The organism is Luteimicrobium xylanilyticum, assembly GCF_009429125.1.
GTDB lineage: Bacteria > Actinomycetota > Actinomycetes > Actinomycetales > Cellulomonadaceae > Luteimicrobium > Luteimicrobium xylanilyticum.
The window spans coordinates 2,457,206-2,477,534 of record NZ_CP045529.1; the positions used below are offsets into that span (position 1 = coordinate 2,457,206).

The 20,329-nt window shown below is 74.6% G+C and carries 17 protein-coding genes; 6 read left to right on the plus strand and 11 right to left on the minus strand.

Annotated elements, in window-relative coordinates:
• Window positions 1–81 precede the first annotated feature (81 nt).
• The gene (locus tag KDY119_RS10995) at window positions 82–972 is read left to right on the plus strand and encodes a DUF3097 domain-containing protein (protein ID WP_153022302.1); all 891 of its coding nucleotides are present in this window, start codon (window positions 82–84) and stop codon (window positions 970–972) included.
• Between the two features lie 67 nt (window positions 973–1,039).
• On the opposite strand, the gene KDY119_RS11000 is transcribed toward KDY119_RS10995, so the two are convergent.
• The 3 genes from KDY119_RS11000 to lepA form a co-directional block, all read right to left on the minus strand.
• Window positions 1,040–2,074, minus strand: coding sequence for a DUF2189 domain-containing protein (locus KDY119_RS11000; protein WP_153022303.1), 1,035 nt, complete (start codon window positions 2,072–2,074; stop codon window positions 1,040–1,042).
• Between the two features lie 134 nt (window positions 2,075–2,208).
• Complete coding sequence (gene hemW / locus KDY119_RS11005) at window positions 2,209–3,513, minus strand: radical SAM family heme chaperone HemW (RefSeq protein ID WP_153022304.1); 1,305 nt, start codon at window positions 3,511–3,513, stop codon at window positions 2,209–2,211.
• Window positions 3,510–5,411, minus strand: coding sequence for a translation elongation factor 4 (gene lepA, locus KDY119_RS11010; protein ID WP_036949629.1), 1,902 nt, complete (start codon window positions 5,409–5,411; stop codon window positions 3,510–3,512). The genes hemW and lepA overlap by 4 nt, the downstream gene beginning before the upstream one ends.
• A gap of 16 nt (window positions 5,412–5,427) precedes the next feature.
• Here lepA and KDY119_RS11015 point away from each other — a divergent pair, with 16 nt between their 5' ends.
• Entirely contained in the window at window positions 5,428–6,192 is a 765-nt protein-coding gene (locus tag KDY119_RS11015) for a maleylpyruvate isomerase family mycothiol-dependent enzyme (protein WP_194174180.1), read from the plus strand.
• Between the two features lie 25 nt (window positions 6,193–6,217).
• Here KDY119_RS11015 and KDY119_RS11020 read toward each other — a convergent pair whose 3' ends face one another.
• Genes KDY119_RS11020 through KDY119_RS11030 form a run of 3 tightly spaced genes read right to left on the minus strand, consistent with a single transcriptional unit; the run spans window position 6,218 to window position 9,668 of the window.
• The gene (locus tag KDY119_RS11020) at window positions 6,218–7,066 is read right to left on the minus strand and encodes a transglutaminase family protein (protein ID WP_036949623.1); all 849 of its coding nucleotides are present in this window, start codon (window positions 7,064–7,066) and stop codon (window positions 6,218–6,220) included.
• Window positions 7,063–7,995 (minus strand): alpha-E domain-containing protein, encoded by a 933-nt coding sequence (locus KDY119_RS11025; RefSeq protein WP_036949619.1) that lies wholly within the window; start codon window positions 7,993–7,995, stop codon window positions 7,063–7,065. Before KDY119_RS11025 ends, KDY119_RS11020 begins: the two co-directional genes overlap by 4 nt.
• Entirely contained in the window at window positions 7,989–9,668 is a 1,680-nt protein-coding gene (locus tag KDY119_RS11030; RefSeq protein ID WP_194174183.1) for a circularly permuted type 2 ATP-grasp protein, read from the minus strand. Before KDY119_RS11030 ends, KDY119_RS11025 begins: the two co-directional genes overlap by 7 nt.
• A gap of 97 nt (window positions 9,669–9,765) precedes the next feature.
• Between KDY119_RS11030 and KDY119_RS11035 the strand changes: the two genes are divergently transcribed.
• Window positions 9,766–10,305: a type II toxin-antitoxin system PemK/MazF family toxin gene (locus KDY119_RS11035; RefSeq protein ID WP_407657397.1), complete on the plus strand. Its 540-nt coding sequence runs from the start codon at window positions 9,766–9,768 to the stop codon at window positions 10,303–10,305.
• 245 nt (window positions 10,306–10,550) lie between these two features.
• Complete coding sequence (gene rpsT, locus KDY119_RS11040; RefSeq protein WP_036949611.1) at window positions 10,551–10,811, plus strand: 30S ribosomal protein S20; 261 nt, start codon at window positions 10,551–10,553, stop codon at window positions 10,809–10,811.
• A gap of 132 nt (window positions 10,812–10,943) precedes the next feature.
• Here the strand turns inward: rpsT and KDY119_RS11045 are convergent, their stop codons facing one another.
• The 5 genes from KDY119_RS11045 to KDY119_RS11065 all read right to left on the minus strand — a co-directional run bounded on the left by KDY119_RS11045 (window position 10,944) and on the right by KDY119_RS11065 (window position 16,597).
• A complete protein-coding gene (locus tag KDY119_RS11045; RefSeq protein WP_051136481.1) occupies window positions 10,944–11,705 on the minus strand; it encodes a phosphatase PAP2 family protein in 762 nt (253 codons plus the stop codon).
• Between the two features lie 116 nt (window positions 11,706–11,821).
• Window positions 11,822–12,853 (minus strand): DNA polymerase III subunit delta, encoded by a 1,032-nt coding sequence (gene holA / locus KDY119_RS11050; RefSeq protein ID WP_153022306.1) that lies wholly within the window; start codon window positions 12,851–12,853, stop codon window positions 11,822–11,824.
• The gene (locus KDY119_RS11055; protein ID WP_227994306.1) at window positions 12,760–14,484 is read right to left on the minus strand and encodes a ComEC/Rec2 family competence protein; all 1,725 of its coding nucleotides are present in this window, start codon (window positions 14,482–14,484) and stop codon (window positions 12,760–12,762) included. The genes holA and KDY119_RS11055 overlap by 94 nt, the downstream gene beginning before the upstream one ends.
• Window positions 14,481–15,602: a helix-hairpin-helix domain-containing protein gene (locus tag KDY119_RS19105; protein WP_227994307.1), complete on the minus strand. Its 1,122-nt coding sequence runs from the start codon at window positions 15,600–15,602 to the stop codon at window positions 14,481–14,483. Before KDY119_RS19105 ends, KDY119_RS11055 begins: the two co-directional genes overlap by 4 nt.
• Before the next feature lie 92 nt (window positions 15,603–15,694).
• Entirely contained in the window at window positions 15,695–16,597 is a 903-nt protein-coding gene (locus tag KDY119_RS11065; protein WP_036949610.1) for a DegV family protein, read from the minus strand.
• A 24-nt stretch (window positions 16,598–16,621) separates the two neighbouring features.
• Here KDY119_RS11065 and KDY119_RS11070 point away from each other — a divergent pair, with 24 nt between their 5' ends.
• Complete coding sequence (locus KDY119_RS11070; protein WP_036949608.1) at window positions 16,622–18,556, plus strand: helicase HerA-like domain-containing protein; 1,935 nt, start codon at window positions 16,622–16,624, stop codon at window positions 18,554–18,556.
• A gap of 192 nt (window positions 18,557–18,748) precedes the next feature.
• On the plus strand, window positions 18,749–20,299 hold the full coding sequence (locus tag KDY119_RS11075) for an MATE family efflux transporter (protein ID WP_153022307.1): 1,551 nt from the start codon (window positions 18,749–18,751) through the stop codon (window positions 20,297–20,299).
• The last annotated feature ends 30 nt before the right edge of the window (window positions 20,300–20,329 follow it).

The window sequence follows — 20,329 nt, forward strand, 5'->3', positions numbered from 1 at the left end:
GACGCGTCACCCTCGGCGAACGCGACGTCACCCTCGGCGCGGCGGACGTCAGCGTCGGCGCGCACTCCCTAGGGTGGCCCGGTGAGCTTCGACCGCTACGGCCCCGACGTCCTCGCCCCCGCCACGCCCGGTTCGCCCCCCGGCCAGACGCGCGGCTCCGCACACCACCGCGCGCGCCCGACGACACGGCCGGTCCCGGCCGAGCGCGGGCTGGTCGTCGAGGACGTCGAGTCGGGTTGGGTCGGGGCGGTGGTCCGCGTCGAGAAGTCGGGCGGGATGCACGTCGTGGTGCTCGAGGACCGGCGCGGGCGCACCCGCACCTTCACGCTCGGGCCGGGGTTCTGGGTCGACGGCCAGCCCGTCGAGCTGGTGCCGCCCACCGCCACCGCCGCGCCCCGGGAGACGGCGCGGACGGCGTCGGGGTCGCGCGCCGTCGTCGGGCAGCGGGCGCGGGTGGCACGCGGGTCACGGATCTGGGTCGAGGGCAAGCACGACGCCGAGCTCGTCGAGAAGGTCTGGGGTGACGACCTGCGCGTCGAGGGCGTGGTCGTCGAGCTGCTCGACGGCGTCGACAACCTCGCGGCCGCACTCGCCGAGTTCGAGCCGACGCCCGAGCGGCGGGTCGGCGTGCTCGTGGACCACCTCGTCCCCGGGTCGAAGGAGCGCCGCATCGCCGACGACGCGTTGCGCACCGTGCCCGGCGGGACCGTGCTCGTGCTCGGGCACCCGTACGTCGACGTCTGGCAGGCGGTCCGTCCGCAGCGGATCGGCCTCGACGCCTGGCCCACGATCGAGCGTGGCACCGAGTGGAAGCTCGGGATCCTGCGCGAGCTCGGCTGGCCCTCCGACGGCCCCGGGGCCACGGGGCGGGCGTGGCAGCGCATCCTCGCGAGCGTGCGCAGCTACGCGGACCTCGAGCCGAGCCTCCTCGGCCGCGTCGAGGAGCTGATCGACTTCGTCACCGTGGCCTGAGACCTGCCCGGGACGGACGAGGGCGCCCCGGCCGTCGGCCGGGGCGCCCTCGTGCGGCGGGTCGGCGTCAGGCGGCGACCTGGCTGCCCGTCAGCCGACGGTAGGCGAAGCCGACGGCGATGTACGAGACGGGGATCGTCACGAACAGACCCAGGCCGCAGACGATCGCACCGGCGACGTTGAGCAGGAAGAGGAGGACCAGGAGCCCGAGGACGGACCCGAAGTTCTTGGCCACGAGGTTCCAGCTCGCACGGATCGCGTCGAACGCGGCGAGGTTGCGGTCGATCACGAAGTAGTAGGTGAAGGCGGAGAACAGCGCCACGGCCAGGCCCGGCAGGATGCAGAGCACGAGGCCCACGCCGGTGAGGATCCCGACGATGACCGCGGCGAGGAGGACGTTGCCGAAGTTCCGGATCTGGAAGAACTCGCCGACGCTCGGCTTCTTGCCTGCGGACTCGTCGAGCCCGCCCTTCGTGAGGAACGCGGTGATGAAGGAGCTGATGACGAAGCCGATGATGCTCATCACGATGCCGCCGAAGCCCAGCGAGACGCTCGCGGTGTTCGTGTTGCTGTCGAAGGCGTCGCGGATGCGGTCGTAGTCGCCGGAGATCAGGCCCCACACGAGGTTGATCCCCAGCAGGATCAGCGCGAGCAGCAGCCAGGCTCCCACGTTCTGGCCGAACCGGCGGAAGCCGAACGAGATCGCGTCACCCACCTGGAACGGAGTCGCGGCACCGTACGCGCCGGCGGCCGTGGGGGGCGCCGTCGGGAAGCCGCCGGGCGGGGGCGGGTAGGCACCGGGCGCCTGCTGGCCGTACGCCGGGGGCTGCTGCCCGTAGGAAGGCGGCTGCTGGCCGTAGGGGGCCTGCTGACCGGGCGGGGGGTACGCGCCCGGCTGGGCCGGGGGCTGCTCGCCCGGCGGCGGGTACGCGCCCGGCTGCACGGGCGGGGCCGTCGGCGGCTGGGTCGGCTGAGCGGGCTCACCCGGCTGAGCGGGCTCGGGCTGGGCGGGCTGCGCCGGCTGCGCGGGCTCGTACGGCGAGCTGGGCTCGTTCGGGTCGGCGTCGGCGCCCTGGCCGGTGCCGTTCGGGTTGTCGCTCATGTCGTCCTCATCGTTGTCGATGCGTGGGCTCCGTGAAGGTCGGGACATTCGTCCCGGGTGCCCCAGCATGGCGCAGGAAGGCCGCCGTGTCACGGGTGGCGCGCGACGCTCCCCTGATCGGGCCCTGGGGACGGTCAGTCCGTGAGCTCGCGGACCACCGCGTCGGCGAGCAGCCGCCCCCGCAGCGTGAGCGCGACCTGGCCCCGGAGCGCGGCGCGGCCGTCGAGCAGCCCGTCGGCGACGAGACCGGCGACGGCCGTCCGCGCCCGCGCCGACAGGTCCGCCACCGGCAGCCCGTCGTGCAGCCGGACGGCGAGCATGACGCGTTCCAGCCGGGCGTCGTCGGCGGTGAGGAGCTCGCGGCCCGCTGCCGGGCTGTGCCCCGCCTCGAGCGCCGCCGCGTAGGCGCGCGGATGCTTAACGTTCCACCAGCGCACCCCTGCGTGCTCGGGCTCGGGCTCGTGCCCCGCACCGGGCGCGCCGACGTACGAGTGGGCGCCCGGACCGACGCCCCACCAGTCGTCGCCGCGCCAGTAGCCGAGGTTGTGCCGGCTCGCGTGCGGACCAGTCTGTCCGCCCCGCGCCCAGTTGCTCACCTCGTACCACTCGAGCCCGGCCGCCGACAGCAGCGCGTCGGCGAGCTCGTACTTCGCGGCCTGGTCGTCCTCGTCGGGCAGCGTGAGCTCGCCCCGCCTGACCTGCGCGAACATCCGCGTTCCCGGCTCGACGACGAGCGCGTACGCCGACACGTGGTCGACCCCCGTCGCGAGCACGGCCTCGACGCTGGCCCGCCAGTCGGCCAGGGACTCGCCCGGGGTGCCGTAGATGAGGTCGAGCGAGACGTCGAGGCCCGCGTCGCGCGCCCACGCGACGACGTCGGGGATGCGGCGCGGGTCGTGCGTGCGGTCGAGGGTCGCGAGGACGTGCGGCACCGCCGACTGCATCCCGAAGCTCACGCGCGTGAAGCCCGCGTCGGCGAGCGTGTGCAGCGACTCGGGGCTCACCGAGTCAGGGTTCGCCTCGGTCGTGACCTCGACGCCCTCCGCGAGGCCCCAGGCCTCCCGGATCCCCCCGAGCAGGCGGGCCAGGTCGTCGGCCGGCAGCACCGTCGGGGTACCGCCCCCGAAGAACACGGTGGACACGGGTCGCCCGCCCAGCCCGGCGTCGTCGAGCACGCGGGCCGCGAGGTCGAGCTCGCGCAGCGCCGTGTCCGCGTACGCGACCTGCGACGCGCCCCCGCCCAGCTCGGACGACGTGTACGTGTTGAAGTCGCAGTACCCGCAGCGCACCGTGCAGAACGGGACGTGCACGTAGACGCCGAACGCGCGCTCGCCCCCGGCACCGGGACGGGCCGTGCCCGACGGCGCGGCGGGGCGCACCCAGCCCGGGAGCGCGCCGTCGTCGGGCACGGGCTCCCCCTCGGGCAGCGCCGGGCTCACTTCTTCTTCGCGTCCTTGCCGGAGTCCTTGCCACCCGCCGAGTCCGACGACAGCGCGGCGATGAACGCCTCCTGGGGCACATCCACGCGACCGATGGTCTTCATGCGCTTCTTGCCCTCCTTCTGCTTCTCGAGCAGCTTGCGCTTGCGCGTGATGTCGCCGCCGTAGCACTTCGCTAGCACGTCCTTGCGCATCGCGCGGATCGTCTCGCGCGCGATCACCCGCGACCCGACGGCCGCCTGGATCGGCACCTCGAACTGCTGGCGCGGGATCAGCTCCTTGAGCTTCGCCGTCATCATCACGCCGTACGCGTACGCCTTGTCCTTGTGCACGATCGCGCTGAAGGCGTCGACCTGCTCGCCCTGGAGCAGGATGTCGACCTTCACCAGGTCGGCCACCTGCTCGTCGGTGGGCTCGTAGTCGAGGCTCGCGTACCCGCGCGTGCGCGACTTGAGCTGGTCGAAGAAGTCGAAGACGATCTCGGCGAGCGGGAGGGTGTAGCGCATCTCGACGCGGTCCTCGGACAGGTAGTCCATGCCGAGCAGATCGCCTCGGCGGGACTGCGAGAGCTCCATGACGGCGCCGATGAACTCCGCCGGCGTGAGGATCGTGGCCCGCACGACGGGCTCGCGGACCTCGCGGATCTTGCCAGCCGGGAACTCGCTCGGGTTCGTGACCGTGACCTCGGTGCGGTCCTCGAGGGTCACCGAGTAGATGACGTTGGGTGCGGTCGAGATCAGGTCGAGGTCGAACTCGCGCTCGAGCCGCTCGCGCACGATCTCCAGGTGCAGCAGCCCGAGGAACCCGACGCGGAACCCGAACCCGAGCGCCACCGACGTCTCCGGCTCGTAGACGAGCGCGGCGTCGTTGAGCTTGAGCTTGTCGAGCGCGTCGCGCAGCAGCGGGTAGTCCGAGCCGTCGATCGGGTACAGGCCCGAGAACACCATGGGCTTGGGGTCGGAGTAGCCGCCGAGCGCCTCCGACGCCGGCTTGGCGGCGTTGGTCACCGTGTCGCCGACCTTCGACTGGCGCACGTCCTTCACGCCCGTGATGAGGTAGCCCACCTCGCCGACGCCCAGCCCCTTGGTGGGGATCGGCTCGGGCGAGATCACGCCGATCTCGAGCAGCTCGTGGTGGGCGCGGGTCGACATCATCACGATGCGCTCGCGGTGGTTCAGGCGTCCGTCGACGACGCGCACGTAGGTCACGACGCCGCGGAAGGTGTCGTAGACCGAGTCGAAGATCATGGCGCGCGCCGGCGCGTCGGCGTCGCCCACGGGCGGCGGGACGAGCTCGACGATCCGGTCGAGGAGCGCGGGGACGCCCTCGCCCGTCTTGCCGGAGACCTTGAGGACGTCCTCGGGATCGCCCCCGACCAGGCCGGCGAGCTCCTCGGCGTACTTCTCCGGCTGCGCGGCAGGCAGGTCGATCTTGTTGAGGACCGGGATGATCTCCAGGTCGTTCTCCATCGCCAGGTACAGGTTGGCGAGGGTCTGCGCCTCGATCCCCTGGGCGGCGTCCACCAGGAGGACCGCACCCTCGCACGCAGCGAGAGACCGCGACACCTCGTACGTGAAGTCGACGTGCCCGGGCGTGTCGATCATGTTCAGGGCGTACGGGACGGCCTTCTCACCGGGCGCCGGTGCGGCCGCCCAGGGCATCCGCACCGCCTGGGACTTGATGGTGATGCCGCGCTCGCGCTCGATGTCCATCCGGTCGAGGTACTGGGCGCGGGCGGCACGCTCGTCGACGACCCCGGTGAGCTGGAGCATGCGGTCGGCGAGCGTCGACTTGCCGTGGTCGATGTGCGCGATGATGCAGAAGTTGCGCAGCAGCTCGGGCGCCGTGGCGGCGGGATGGATGCGCGCGGCGTCGGCCTGGGAAGGGATGGGGGACACGGTGCACCATTCTCCCATGACAGGAGACACGACCGGCGACCCGGTGTGCGTGCTCACCGCAGCACAGGAGTCGTTCCTCGACCTGCTCGGCCGGACCGACACCGAGGCACCCGTCCCGACCTGCGGCACGTGGCGCGTCGCGGACCTCGCGCTGCACCTCGCCGGGATCCACTGGTGGGCGGCGGGGATGGCGCTGGGCGTGGACCTCGAGGGCGCCGACGCGTCGGAGCCACGCGACCGCGAGCGCCTCGTCGAGGTGTACGCGTGGGCGTCCGCGCACCTGCGGGCCACGCTCACGGAGCGGCCGCTCGACGCGCCCGCGCTCACGCTCGACGGACCCGGTCCCGCCGGATTCTGGTACCGCCGCCAGCTCCACGAGACCCTCGTGCACCTCGTCGACCTCCGGCTCGCCACGGGATCGGCACCGCGGTCCGCGACGGCGGGGATCTGGGCGGCCGTCTGGGCCGACACGGTCGACGAGGTGGTCACGGTGATGCACCCGCGCCAGGTCAGGCTGGGCCGCGCGCCCGCGCCCGCCGTCGCCGTCGACCTCGTCGCGACGGACGTGCACGGACCGTCCGACGCCATCGTCCTCGCCCCGCCCGTCGCCACCTGGCGGGTCGGCCCGCCCGACATCGCCGCCGACGCGCGGGTCGAGGGTCCCGCCTGGGCTCTCGCCCTCCTGCTGTGGGGCCGCGTCTCCCCCGACGACGGCGCGCTCGACGTCGACGGCGACCCGGCGGCCCTGGAGGCGGTGCTGGGGCGCACGCTCGTGCCGTGAGACGGGGCGCAGCCGCCGCGCCCGCTCAGCGCACCCGGGTGATCTCCACCCTCACGTCGAGCTCGCCACGGCCCTCCCCGGCGTACACGCCCTTGAGGGGTGAGACGTCGCCGTACTCGCGGGCGCGTCCCAGCGCGACGTGGTCGGTGGACACGTCCGTGCGGTTCGTCGGGTCGAACGGCCGCCAACCACCCGCCCACCACTCGACCCAGGCGTGCGACTCGCCGGCGACCGTCTCGCCGACCGCGGCGTCCGGCTGGGGGTGCAGATACCCGGACACGTACCGCGCCGGGATCCCGAGCCGGCGGAGCGCACCCAGGACGAGGTGGCTGATGTCCTGGCACACGCCCTTGCCTGCGGCCCACGCCTCGTCGGCCGTCGTGTGGACGGTGGTGACGCCCGGCACGTACTCGAGCCGGTCGCGGACGGCGAGCGCCACCGCCCGCGCCGCGTCGTCGGGCGTCGCCGCCCCGGCGGACACCTCCCGCGCGAGCTCGTGGAGCTCCTGCGGCGCCCGCGTCGTCTCGGAGTCCGCGAGGTAGGCGGCCATGGTGTCGCGGAACGCGGGACCGGCGACGACCTCCCAGGCGTTCCCCTCCCCGGGGGCGGCGAGGCCGTCGTCGGGCAGCTCGACGCGCGAGGCGGCGACGATCTCCAGCCGCTCGTGCTCGCGCAGGACCTCGAACGCCGTGACGGCCGTGCCCCAGTAGTCCACGTAGTCGTGGGTCCAGGTGTGCGGCTCGATGGTCAGGCGCGAGTCGAGCAGCCGCTGCCCCGGCCCGCGGCTCGGGGTGAGCCTCGCCTCGTTGTACGAGGCCGTCACAGGCCCCGCGTACTCGAACGTCGTCCGATGACGCACGCGCAGGACGGTCACAGCGCCTCCCCCACCCAGGTCGTAGCGAGCCCGGACGGGAAGTACCGGGAGCGGATCGCGTCGCTCGCTGCCGCGCAGCCGAGCTGGACGTCCTTCATGATCCGCGGCAGCGCGGACAGCGTGTCCTCGAGCGGGGCGTACTCGAGGGCGGCCCGCAGCCGCGCGAGCTCGCGTCGCGCCTCGTCGGACACGCCACGCCGGTCGGCGCCCGGGTCGAGCGACCGCAGGCACTCCTCGGCCTGGTCGAGCGCGTGCACGACCGAGCGCGGGAACAGCCGGTCGAGGAGCAGGAACTCGGCGGCGCGCTCGTCGGAGGCGATCCCACGGAAGGTCCGCAGGAAGGTCTCGTAGGCGCCCGTCGAGCGGAGCAGGGTGTGCCAGCCGGGCCCGGCCGGCCCCAGCTCGGCCTGCGTCTGGACGAACCGGGCGGTCATGTCGGCGCGCTCGATGGAGCGCCCGAGGACCATGAAGGTCCACGTCTCGTCACGGCTCGTCGACCCGTCGACGATCCCGGTGACGACGGCGGCCCGCTCGCGGACCCACGCGAAGAAGTCGTGCGGCCGCGCGAGCCGCAGCGGGCCGGTGACCTGGTGGCGGGTCGTGTTGAGGCACTCCCACAGCTCGGAGGACACGATCTCCCGCGCCCGGCGGGCGTTCTCCCGCGCGGCGACGACGGCGCCCGCGATCGCGGACGGGTTCGCCCGGTCGTGCGCGAGCGTCTGCAGCACGAGGGCGCGCGTGACCAGCGTGCTGTCGTCCGGGACGGGATGGTCCATGACGGCCAGCAGGGCACGCAGCGCCCGGTCCTCGGACGCCCACGGGTCCTCCGACAGCGACTGGATGTGCACGTCGAGCATGCGGGCGGTGTCGTCGGCGCGCTCCACGTATCGCCCGATCCAGAACAGCGACTCGGCGATGCGGCTCAGCACAGGCCCACCTCCTCGTCCCGGCGCAGGGCACCCTGCTGCTGCTGCGCGGCCTGCGCCCGGCGCGTGTCGCCGGGATGGTCGCGGCGCGATCCCGGGTCGGGTTCGCTCCGGACCGACGGGTGCCCGCGACCGGCGGTCCCGACGACGGTGAGCTGGGGGCGCTCCGCCGGGCCGCCCGTGCCGACCACGAGCTCGGTCGCTGCGGCGGGCGCACCACGCGGCGGCCTCGGCCTGCCGGTGGCGGCGTCCTCGAGCACCCAGGTGTCCTTGGACCCGCCGCCCTGCGAGCTGTTGACGACCAGCTGCCCCTCGGGCAGCGCGACCCGGGTCAGACCACCCGGCAGGACCCATACGTCCTCGCCGTCGTTGACCGCGAAGGGCCGCAGGTCGATGTGCCGGGGACGGAAGCGGCCGTCGACGAACGTCGGGGACGTCGACAGCTGGACCACGGGCTGGGCGATCCAGCCGCGCGGGTCGGCGACGACCGTGCGGCGGAGCTCCTCGAGCTCCGCGCGCGACGCCTGCGGCCCGACGACGATCCCCTTGCCGCCCGCCCCGTCGACGGGCTTGACCACGAGCTCGTCCAGCCGGTCGAGCACCTCGGCGAGCGCGTCGCGCTCCTCGAGCCGCCAGGTGTCGACGTTCGCGAGCACCGGCTCCTCGCCGAGGTAGTAGCGCACGAGGTCCGGCACGTAGGTGTAGGTCAGCTTGTCGTCGGCGACCCCGTTGCCCACCGCGTTCGCGAGCGTGACGTTGCCGAGGCGCGCGACGTTCAGGAGGCCCGGGACGCCGAGCATCGAGTCGGCGCGGAACTGCACGGGGTCGAGCCATGCGTCGTCGACGCGGCGGTAGATCACGTCGACCCGCCGCCGGCCCTCGGTCGTCCGCATCCAGACCCTGCCCGCGGAGACGAACAGGTCGCGCCCCTCCACCAGCTCGACGCCCATGAGGCGCGCGAGCAGGGCGTGCTCGAAGTACGCCGAGTTGAAGACGCCGGGGGTGAGGACGACGACCGTCGGGTCGGGCACGCCGTCGGGCGCGGCCGCGACGAGCGACTCGAGCAGCTTGCGCGGGTAGGCGGTGACGGGCCGGATCTGCAGCCGTTCGAACAGCTCGGGGAACGACTGCGCCATCGCGCGCCGGTTGGAGATCACGTAGCTCACGCCGGACGGGATCCGGACGTTGTCCTCCAGGACCCGGAAGCGCCCCTCCTCGTCGCGGACCAGGTCGATGCCGGAGACGTGCGCCCGGACCCCGTTCGGCGGCCGGATCCCGAACGCCTCCCGCTGGAACTCCCGTGACGAGACGATGAGCGACTGCGGGACGACTCCGTCGGCGACGACCTGCTGGTCCCCGTACACGTCGTCGAGGAACGCCTCGAGCGCTCTCACCCGCTGCGAGACCCCGGAACGGACGGTCTCCCACTCGGCCGCGTCGATGACGCGCGGGACGACGTCCAGCGGGAAGGGACGTTCCTCGCCCGCGAAGTCGAACGTCACGCCCTGATCGAGGTAGGAGCGGGCGAGCGCCTCGGCTCGCGTCGCGACCTCCGTCGGGCTGAGGCCGCGCAGCGCAGCGACCACCGGGGCGTTGGGCTCCCGCACGTCCCCGCCCGGGACGACCATCTCGTCCCAGGCCCTCTGGCGGGGGTAACCGTCGAAGGGGTCCGTCATGCTCGGACGGTAGCGAGCACGCGTGACGTCCGTGTCTCGGCACGGTTTCCGCGCGGTGACCGACGCCCGCCGCACGTGACGGGGCCCGTCGGCTACCTTGGCTCCCGTGACGAACCCGGTCTCCGACTTCCTGCGCCGCCTCACGCGCACCCTCGCGTCCGGCCCGTCCCGGCCACGCTCCGGGAGCGGAGCGCGCACCGCGCCGTCGCGCACGCCGCCGGCACCCAGAGGTGGTGGGGCGCCGGGCGCCTACCCCGGCGACTTCACGGGCGTGGTCCGCCCCGAGTACTCCCCCTCGCTCGACGGCGACGCCGACCCCGGCGAGATCGTGTGGACCTGGGTGCCGTTCGAGGAGGACGCGAGCCGTGGCAAGGACCGGCCCGTGGTCGTCGTCGGGCGGGACGGCCGGTGGCTGCTCGCGCTGATGCTCACGAGCAAGGACCACAGCCGCGACGCCGCCGACGAGGCCCGCTGGGGCCGCCGCTGGCTCGACATCGGGGCCGGCCCGTGGGACCGCCAGGGGCGACCGTCGGAGGTCCGGCTCGACCGGGTCCTGCGGGTCGACCCGGCCCGGGTCCGCCGTGAGGGCGCGATCATGGACCGTCGCACGTTCGACGCGGTCGTCGCGGGGCTCTGAGCTGCGTGCTCCGCGGTTTCGGGGCTGCGCGAGGCTTTGGTAGACTCTGAGGCTGCGTGTCCGCCTGGTTCCGGGCGTCGCGCCGGGCGATCGCCCTCTAACGATCGTCGGGTGCGGACCGGGCCGAAGGTCGGCGGGCACAGCTCCGGAACCTCACCACGGGTCCCCACCCCAGTCCCGGTACCGGAGTCGCCCTCTACGACCTGTCCCCTCGCCTCCGGCGAAACACACCAGAGAGTCCACACGTGGCAAACATCAAGTCCCAGCTCAAGCGCATCCGCACGAACGAGAAGGCCCGCCTTCGCAACAAGGCCGTGAAGTCGGAGCTCAAGACGTACGTGCGTCGGGTCCGCGAGGCCGTCGCCGCCGGCGACAAGGACGCGGCGACGACCGCGCTCGCGACCGCGTCGCGCAAGCTCGACAAGGCCGTCTCCAAGGGCGTCATCCACAAGAACCAGGCCGCGAACCGCAAGTCGGCGCTGGCCAAGTCCGTCGGCGCGCTCTGACACCTCGCGAGCCGCAGCGCCGGTAGGCGCCGCTCGCACACCGAACGCCGCATCCCCTCCGGGGGGTGCGGCGTTCGCGCTGCTACGAGCGAAGTAGTCCTCCCCGCGGGGTACGTCGCGGGGCGGGCGAGCTCAGCCGCGCCGCGCCTCCGGGACGCTGACGCGGCGCCGCTCGACGTAGGCGACGAGCCGGTCCGCTGCGACGAACGCGACCGCGCCGGCGGCGGCGTCGAGCACGTAGTGGTTGGCGGTCGCCAGGATCACGAGCAACGTGAGGAACGGGTAGAGAAACCCGAGGACCCGTTGCCAGACGCGGCTCGCGCACCGCCAGAGCGTGGTGCCGCACCACAGCGACCAGCCGAAGTGCAGGGACGGCATCGCGGCGTACTGGTTGGAGACGCCCTGGTTGCTCGGCCCGCTCGAGTCCATGCCCCACGTGTGGAAGTACGGCACGGTGTCGACGAACCCGGCGCCTGGCAGGAGGCGCGGCGGCGCGAGCGGGTACAGCCAGAAGCAGATCAGCCCGATGAGGGTCATCACGACGAGCGCGGTGCGGTAGTGCGAATAGACCTGCGGCCGGCGGACCCAGAGCCACACGAGGGTCCCGATCACCGCGGGCAGGAAGAGCGTCGCGTAGAAGTAGTTGGCTGGTACGGCGATCCACGGGTGGGCGACGACGAAGTTGTTGATCCCGTGCTCGACGTCGATCCGGAGGGCTTCTTCGAGGCGGAGCCCGTTCCACGCGTTGTGCTCGGCGAGCGAGCTGCGTTGCGGGGCCAGGTTGCGGATGACCGAGTAGACCGCGTACACGGCGACGACCAGCAGAGCCTCTCGGCCGAGCGCTCGTGCGGACCGCGGACGGACGCGCACCACGTCGCGACCGAGCTGGGACATGCGCAGCCCCCTTCTTTCTGCCATGTTCCGCCGCACGACCGCAGACGGGGACCCACGGGCGCACGTCCTCGTTGCCGAAACATCCTAACCCCGACCTTCAGCCGGTGGCCGGACCCTTATCGGCTCGTGGCGCGCGCCACCGTGAGCACGGCGCGCTCGACGGAGTAGACCGGGTCTCGGCCGGCTCCCTTGACCTCCTCGTCGGCCCGAGCGACGGCCGTGATCGCGGTCGCGAGGCCCTCGGGCGTCCAGCGGACGAGCTCCTTGCGCGCACGCTCGAGCTGCCACGGCGCGAGCCCGAGCTCCTGGGGTCGCGGTCCGCCGGCGCTGCGTGTCGCGGCGACCTTGGCGAGCTGGCGCAGCTTGAGCGCAAGGGCCGCGACCACGACGACCGGGTCCACCCCTGATGCGAGCGCGTGCCGCAGGAGGGTCACGGCGTCGGCGGCACGCCCGGCCGCGGCGGCGTCGGCGACGCGGAACCCCGTGACCTCCATGCGGCCGCCGTAGTACCGGTCGACGACGGCGGTCGTGACGGTCCCGGTGGTGTCCGCGACGAGCTGGGAGCACGAGGACGCGAGCTCACGCAGGTCACTGCCGAGCGCGGCGACGAGCCCCTGCACGGCCTCCGCGTCGATGCGCCGGCCGGCCGCACGGAACTCGGCCCGGACGAAGTCCTCCTTGTCGGAGTCGCGCTTGAGAGCGTCGCAGACGACGACGGGCGCACCCGTCGCCTTGATCGCGTCGAGCATGCGCTTGCCCCGCTGTCCGCCCCGGTGCACGACGACGAGCGTCACGTCGGGCTCGGGCGCGGCGACGTAGTCGGCCACCTCGGTGACGAGGGCGTCGGTGCCGAGCTGCGCGTCGTCGACGACCACGACGCGCGGCTCACCGAACAGCGACGGGCTCGTCGCGACCGCGAGCCGCCCCGCCTCGTAGGTGGGCCCGGCCACGTCGGTACGCTCGAGCCCCTCCGCGCCCGCGGACTCGCGGGCCAGCGCGACCGCGCGCTCGACGGCGCGCTCCGCGAGGAGCCCCTCAGGGCCGCTCACCAGGATCACGGGCGCGAGCTCGAGCTCCGCGGCGCTGAGGCCCGCGCGGGCGGAACGTGCTCCGGCGGAGCGGCGGGCCGGTCGGGTCGCTGCAGGCATGCCCGTAGCGTGCCACGCGCCGCCCACGACCACCCAGCGAGCGACGGCCTCGCTCCGGGCGCCCAGGGCACGCGCACCCCCGCGGCGTCGGCGAGCACGCGCCAGTTCCACAGCGCGGCGCCGGCGGCGACCGTCGCGACGGCGAGGAGCCCGGCCCCGAGGAGGCCGCCGGTCCACGGCACGCTCGCGCCGGGGAGCCCGGCCGCGACCGTCGCGACCCGCGCGATCCACCACGTCGCGCACCCGGCGGCCCAGGCGAGCACGTGCGCGGCGGCGGGCCACACCGGCGCGAGGAGGGTCGCGAGCACACCCAGCACCGTCGCGGGGGCGAGGGCCGGGTCCGCGACGAGGTTCGCCGGCACGGACCACAGCGACACCGCCGGAGACAGCAGCACGAGCACCGGCCCGCAGGCCGCCTGCGCCGCGACCGGGACCGCGAGGACGAGCGCGAGGTGCCGTGGCAGCCAGGCGGACAGCCGCCGAGCGAGCGGGCTCGCGAGCAGCACGATGCCGGCGGTCGCCGCGACCGACAGGACGAACCCGAAGGCGCGCGCGAGCCACGGGTCGGCGACGAGGAGCACGAGGACGGAGGCACCGAGCGCCGGGACGGCCCGTGCCGAGCGTCCGAGAGCCGTCCCCGCGAGCGCGACCGCGCACATGCCGGCCGACCGCACGACGCTCGGGTCGGGTCGCACGAGAAGGACGAAGCCCGCGGTCGCCGGCGCGAGCACCGCGAGCCGGGCCCACCGGCCCAGGCCGAGCAGCGCGCACAGGCCGCTCAACGTCGCCACGACGATCGCGAAGTGCCCGCCCGAGACCGCGGTCACGTGGGTGAGGCCTACCGTCCGCATCGCGGTGTCGAGGTCGTCGGGCAGCCGCGTCACGTCGCCCACGGCGACTCCGGGGACGAGCGCACGGGCCTGCGGCGAGAGGTCGTCGGTCACGTCCATGAGCGCCGACCGCAGGGCGTCGGCGCCGGCGACCGGTCCGTGCGGGGGCGCCTGGACCTCCGGCGCCCGCAGCGGCACGAGCTGCGCCACCTCGCGCTCACCGGGATCGGCGGGACGCAGGCGGCCGGTCACCACGACGCGCGCGCCGACCGCGACGACCGACCAGCTGGGGTCGCCACGCACCAGCACGGGCGCCGCAGCCTGCCAGGCGCGGGCGCCGTCGTCGACGGTGGTGACGTCGAGCGACGCGAGCACCACGTCCTCGCCCCAGGCGGATCGCAGCGGCACGGGGTCGTCACGGACGCTCGCCTCGACCGTGACCACGCGGCCGGAGGCTGCCAGGTCGCCGAGGTCCGCCCGGTCGCGCACGACGAGCTGGACCGCGCAGGCTGCGAGCGCCACGGTGGCGGCACCGACGGCGAGCGCGACGGGCGCCGCGAGCACGGCCGACGTCCTCGCGTCCGGGCGGACCCGTGGCGCCCTCCGGCCCCGGCGGGCCGGGAGGAGCGGGGGCACGCGGGCCAGCCCGACGACGGCGACGGCCCCGACGACGGGCACGACGAGGGCCGCGAGCACGACCGCGTGCGTCCCCGCGGCGACGGCCCACCAGCACACGAGCCAGGTCGCGAGGGCGGCGGGAGCGAGGCGGAGGTCGACGGGCGCACGGCCGCCCGCGCTCACACCCGCACCAGGTCGCGCAGCCGTCCCAGGAGCGCGGGCCCGATTCCCGAGACCTCGTCGAGCTGGTCGACGCTGGTGAACGGGCCGTTCTGGGTCCGGTGGTCGACGATGCGCTGTGCGAGGACGGGCCCGATGCCGGGGAGCGCGTCGAGGGCGGCCGCGTCGGCCGTGTTGAGGTCGACCGGGGTGCCGGACGCGGCTTTCGAGGACCCGCCGCCGTCACCCGTCGCGGCCCCGTCCGCGCTCGTCCCGGACGGGGCCGCGGGCACGGCAGTCTCGCCCTTGCGCGGGATGCGCACCTGCTGCCCGTCCGCGACGACGGAGGCGAGGTTGACGGCGTCGAGCTGGGCCGACGACGTCGCGCCCCCGGCAGCCTCGACCGCGTCCTCGAGCCGGGCGCCTGTATCGAGGTGGACGAGCCCGGGGTGCCGGACGGCCCCGACGACGTGGACGAGGATCGTCGCGCCGGCCGACGTGCCCGTGCCCGACGGCGCGGTGGCGACGGACGCGCCCGTGGACCCGGTAGTCGCGCTCGGCCGGACCGCACCGCCCGACGCGCGCGGGGCCGGGACGTCGACGGCCACCCGCGCCGTCGGCGCGCCCGCCCCGCGCGACACCGCCACCGTGACGACGGCGGCACCCACGGCGAGCACGACCGCGAGGACGAGCCCCGCGGCCCGGGCGGTCACGGCCCACCGGCGCGGCCCGACGCTCTCGTCGAGGTCGGTGCCGACGGGATGGCCGTGCGCGGTCGTGTAGGCGGACGCGACGGCGCCCATCGCCCCCGCACGGAACCGCGACGCGACGTCCGCGGCATCGGCCCCCGCTGCGTCGGGCCCCGCTGCGTCGGACTCCCCCGCGTCGGACTCCCCCGCGCCGGGATCGAGGGGCCGTTCGGACGGCGCGTCGCCGGTCCACGGGTCCGGTCCGGGCGCGCGCGGCGTCGGCGCTCGCGTCGCGGCGAGGACCGGGCTCCACGGCACTGCCGGCCGCTCGACGACCGTGGCGCCGCGCTCGCCCGCAGGTGAGGCGACGGCTCGGGCCGGGACGTCGTCGAGCGGCGGTGCGGCGAGGCGACGCGCACGGTCCCGCGCGTCGGGCGGTGTGGATCGGGGCACGCGGCGACGCTAGGCGCCGAGCACCACGGCCTGCCCGAGCGACGACGCCACCGGTGCACGACGGGCCCCGTCCACAGGGCCGGCGTCGGGCGTCAGTCCTTGTCGCGCGCGGCGCGCGGGGTGGACTCGGCCAGGTCCGAGACGACGACGGCGAGGGTCCCCGGCCCGGTGTGCGCACCCAGCACGGCGCTCACGGGCGAGACCAGCACGGGGTGGCCCGTGCGTTCCTCGAGCTCGCGCGCGAGCTCGAAGGCGGGCTCGTGCACGCCGACGAAGTGGACCGCGACCGCGGGGTCGGTGCGCCGCTCGACGGACGCGACCGCGACCTCGACCATCCGCTCGACGGCGGCGCGGCGCGTGCGGATCCGCTGGACGAGCTCGATCTTCCCGTCGCGCAGCGTCAGGAGCGGGCGGACGCCGAAGACGGTCCCCAGGGCGGCCGCCGGTGTCGAGAGCCGGCCCCCGCGACGCAGGTGGTCGAGCGAGTCCACCAGGAAGACGGCCCGCCCGGTGCCCGCGACCCGCATCGCACGACGCGCGACCGCCTCGCCCGACGCCCCGTCGCGCGCTGCTCGCGCGGCCTCGCGCGCCGCGAAGCCCAGTGCCATCGCCGCGGACCGCGAGTCGACGACGCGGACCGGGAGCCGCGCGGTCGCGGCCGCAGCCGCGGCCTGGTGGACGGTGCCCGACAGCTCCCCGGACAGGTGGATCGAGACCACGCCGGACGCCCCCTCGGCGGCGGCCCGCTCGTACGCGGCCTCGAACGCGGCCCGCGACGGCTGGGACGTCGTGACGCGGGCACCGGAACCGAGGGCGCCGGCGATCTCGTCGGGCGTGATGTCCTCGCCCTCGCGCGCGGCCACCCCGTCGACGACCACGGTGAGAGGCACGACGTCGACGAGGTCCTGCACCGGGTCGGGTGCGTCGGGCAGGGACGCCGTGGAGTCGGTGACGACACGGACGGGGCCGGGTGCACGGCGACGGAGCGGGCTCATCGCCTCCACTCTAGGATGCGAGACATGGCCGACGACGCTCCCGGTGGGGACGACATCGCTGCTCTGCGCGCCGCGGCGGCTCAGGCCGCGGCGGAGGCGGCCGAGGCGAAGGCAGCAGCGGCGCAGGCCGCTCTCGACGCCGCGCTCGCACGGTCCTCGGGCGCTCCCCCGGCGGTGCCCGCCACCGACGCCCCCGCGAGCGACGCGGAAGGCGAGGCCGAGGACGCCACGGACGCGCCGTCGTCGGGCGGGAAGACCCAGCCCACCGCGAAGGCGGCGCCGCCGCCGGACCCTGGCTCGGGCGGGTACCGCGACCAGGTCCGCACGGCGTACGCGTACCAGGGCGGCACGCTCCCCCTCGGGGCGCTGCTCGTCGCCGCGGACGGGAGCGACGGCGGCACGACGGACCCGGCGCCGGACGCCTCCGTGCAGGTCGGCTTCGCGCTGTCGATGCTCAACCGGCACGGGCTGGTCGCGGGCGCGACGGGCACCGGCAAGACGAAGACGCTCCAGGGCATGGCGGAGGGGCTGTCGGCGGCGGGCGTGCCGGTGTTCCTCGCGGACGTCAAGGGCGACCTGTCGGGGCTGGCGGTCGACGGCGCGGACAACCCGAAGGTCGCGGAGCGGGCGGCGTCGATCGGGCAGGACTGGTCCCCCACGGCGTTCCCGACCGAGTTCTACTCGCTCGGCGGGCTCGGCAACGGGGTCCCCGTGCGGACGACGGTCACGGACTTCGGGCCGCTGCTGCTGTCGAAGGTGCTCGGGCTGAACGACACCCAGGAGTCGAGCCTCGGCCTGATCTTCCACTGGGCCGACACGCAGGGGCTCGCGCTGCTCGACCTCAAGGACCTCCAGTCGACCATCGCGTACCTCACGTCCGACGACGGCAAGGCCGAGCTCAAGGGCATCGGCGGCCTGTCGGCGGCGACGGCGGGCGTCATCCTGCGCGAGATCGTGGGGCTGCAGGCGCAGGGCGCGGACGTCTTCTTCGGGGAGCCCGCGTTCGACACGGCCGCGCTGCTGCGGACGGCGTCCGACGGCCGCGGGACGGTCTCGTGCCTCGAGCTGCCCGCGGTCCAGGACCGGCCGGCCCTGTTCTCCACGTTCCTCATGTGGCTGCTCGCGGACCTCTACCACGACCTGCCGGAGGTCGGGGACCCCGACAAGCCCAAGCTGGTGTTCTTCTTCGACGAGGCGCACCTGCTGTTCGACGGGGCGTCGAAGGCGTTCCTCGAGCAGGTCGTGCAGACGGTGCGGCTCGTGCGGTCCAAGGGGGTCGGGGTCTTCTTCATCACCCAGAGCCCCAAGGACGTACCCGCGGACGTCCTCGCGCAGCTCGGCAACCGCGTCCAGCACGCGCTGCGGGCCTTCACCCCCGACGACGCCACCGCCCTGCGCGCGGCCGCCCGGACGTTCCCCACCTCCCCGTACGACCTGGAACAGCTCCTGCAGTCCCTCGGCACCGGCGAGGCCGTCGTGACGGTGCTCACCGAGAAGGGCGCGCCCGCGCCGGTCGCGTGGACGCGGGTCCGCGCGCCGCAGTCGTCGATGGACCCGGCGCCCGACGCGACGCTCGCCGGGATCGTCGCCGCGTCGCCGCTGCAGGCGCAGTACGGCACCGCGGTCGACAACGAATCCGCCTACGAGCTGCTCGCGCAACGGGTGATCGCCCAGCAGGCGGCGGCCGAGCAGGCCGCTGCGGCCGAGGCGGCGGCGAAGGAGCGGGCGGCCGCCGACAAGGAGGCCGCCAAGCAGGCCAAGAAGCAGGCCGACGACCTCGCGAAGATGCAGGCGAAGCTCGAGCGCGACGCCGCGAAGGCGCGCACGGGGTCGGTGTCGGGCTCCGGCGGGGCACGCCGGTCGACGGCGCAGAGCCCGCTCGACAAGCTCCTCGGCTCGATGGCGACGACGCTCGGGCGCGAGATCACACGCAGCGTGTTCGGCACGCGCCGACGCTGACGGGCCGTCCGGGAGATCCTCACGCGACGTGCGCAGAAACGGCTCGACGGCCGCGGATCGAAACGATACGATGATGCCTGCGCCAACCGGCCACGCCGGTCGCCGCGCGACCTTCCCCCACTTCTCCCGCCGACCCCGCCACCCTGAGTCGCGCCGTCGGCCCCTGCCCTGCCCCAGGAGCTCCGTCCTTCCATGGCTCACGCCCTCACGTCCGGCCGCCCGTGGCGCGTCGTCCTCGTCTTCGCGATCCCGCTGTTCGTCGGCAACGTCGTACAGCAGCTCTACCAGGTGACCGACGCGTTCGTCGTCGGCCGCCACCTCGGCGTCGACGCGCTCGCCGCCGTCGGCTCGACCGGGAGCCTCCTGTTCCTCCTCCTCGGCTTCGCGTGGGGCATGACCTCGGGCTTCGCGATCCCGACGGCGCAGGCGTTCGGCGCGGGCGACCACGCGGCCGTCCGGCGCTCGGTCGCGGCGGGGACGATCCTCACCGCCGCGTCGAGCCTCGTCATCACCGTCGGGGCCGTCGCGCTCGCCCGTCCCGCGCTCGAGCTCCTGCGCACCCCGGTCGACCTCATCGACGACGCGACCACCTTCGCGGTCGTGAGCTTCTCCGGCGCCGCCGCGACCATGTTCTTCAACTACCTCGCGGCGATCATCCGGGCCATCGGCGACTCACGCACCCCGCTCGTCTTCCTCGTCGTGAGCTGCGGGCTCAACGGCGCGCTCGTCGTCGCGCTCGTGGGCTTCGCCGGGCTGGGTGTCGGCGGCGCCGCGCTCGCGACGATCACGTCCCAGGCCGTCTCGGTGCTGCTCTGCGTGGTCCACGTGCGCCGCCGCGTCCCGCTGCTCCAGATCGGGCGCGCCGACCTGCGTGGCGCGCTGCGCGACCTCACGGACCTCGGCCGCCACCTGCGCCTCGGCGTCCCCATGGGCCTGCAGGCGTCGATCATCGCGATCGGAACTCTCACGGTGCAGCTCAAGCTCAACGAACTCGGGTCGACCGCCGTCGCGGCGTACACGGCCGCGGCTCGCGTCGACTCGCTCGCCGTCGCGCTCCTCGGCTCCCTCGGGCTGGCCGTGTCCACGTACGCCGCCCAGAACCACGGCGCCGGACGACCCGACCGGGTCCGTTCCGGCGTCGTGCAGTCCGCGGGCGTCGCCGTCGTGGGCTCCGTCGCGCTCGGCGCGATCCTCGTGGCGTTCGGCAGCGACCTCGTCGGGCTGTTCGTCGGGTCGGGCGAGACCGAGGTCACCTCGATGGCCGCGCACTTCCTGCGTGTCAACGGCGCCCTCTACGCGGCCCTCGGCGTGCTCTTCGTGCTGCGCGGTGCGCTCCAGGGCCTCGGACGGACGCTCGTGCCGACGCTCTCCGGCCTCCTGGAGCTGGTCATGCGGGTGGGCGCCGCCCTCGTGCTCGGCGGCGCGTTCGGGTACGCGGGGATCGTCTGGAGCAACCCGCTCGCCTGGATCGGCTCCGTGCTGCTGCTCGTGCCCGCGTACGTCGTGTGCCACCGCGCGCTCGGGCGGCTCGCCCGCACGGCGGCGACGCTCCCCGGCGCCGAGCCGGTGCGCGAGGCGAGGAGTGCGACGTCGCTCGTCGCCGACGCCGCGCTTCCGCAGCCGGGGCTCGCCCTCGAGGCGGAGACCGAGACCGAGCGGCACGAGACCGTGCACGCGCGGGTGCTGCGCCTGCACCGCGTCCGCCGACGCCGGCCCGCGGCGCGTCCCCGCGTCCGCGTCTGACGAGGCCGAGGGCTCGCGGCCACAGGCGGA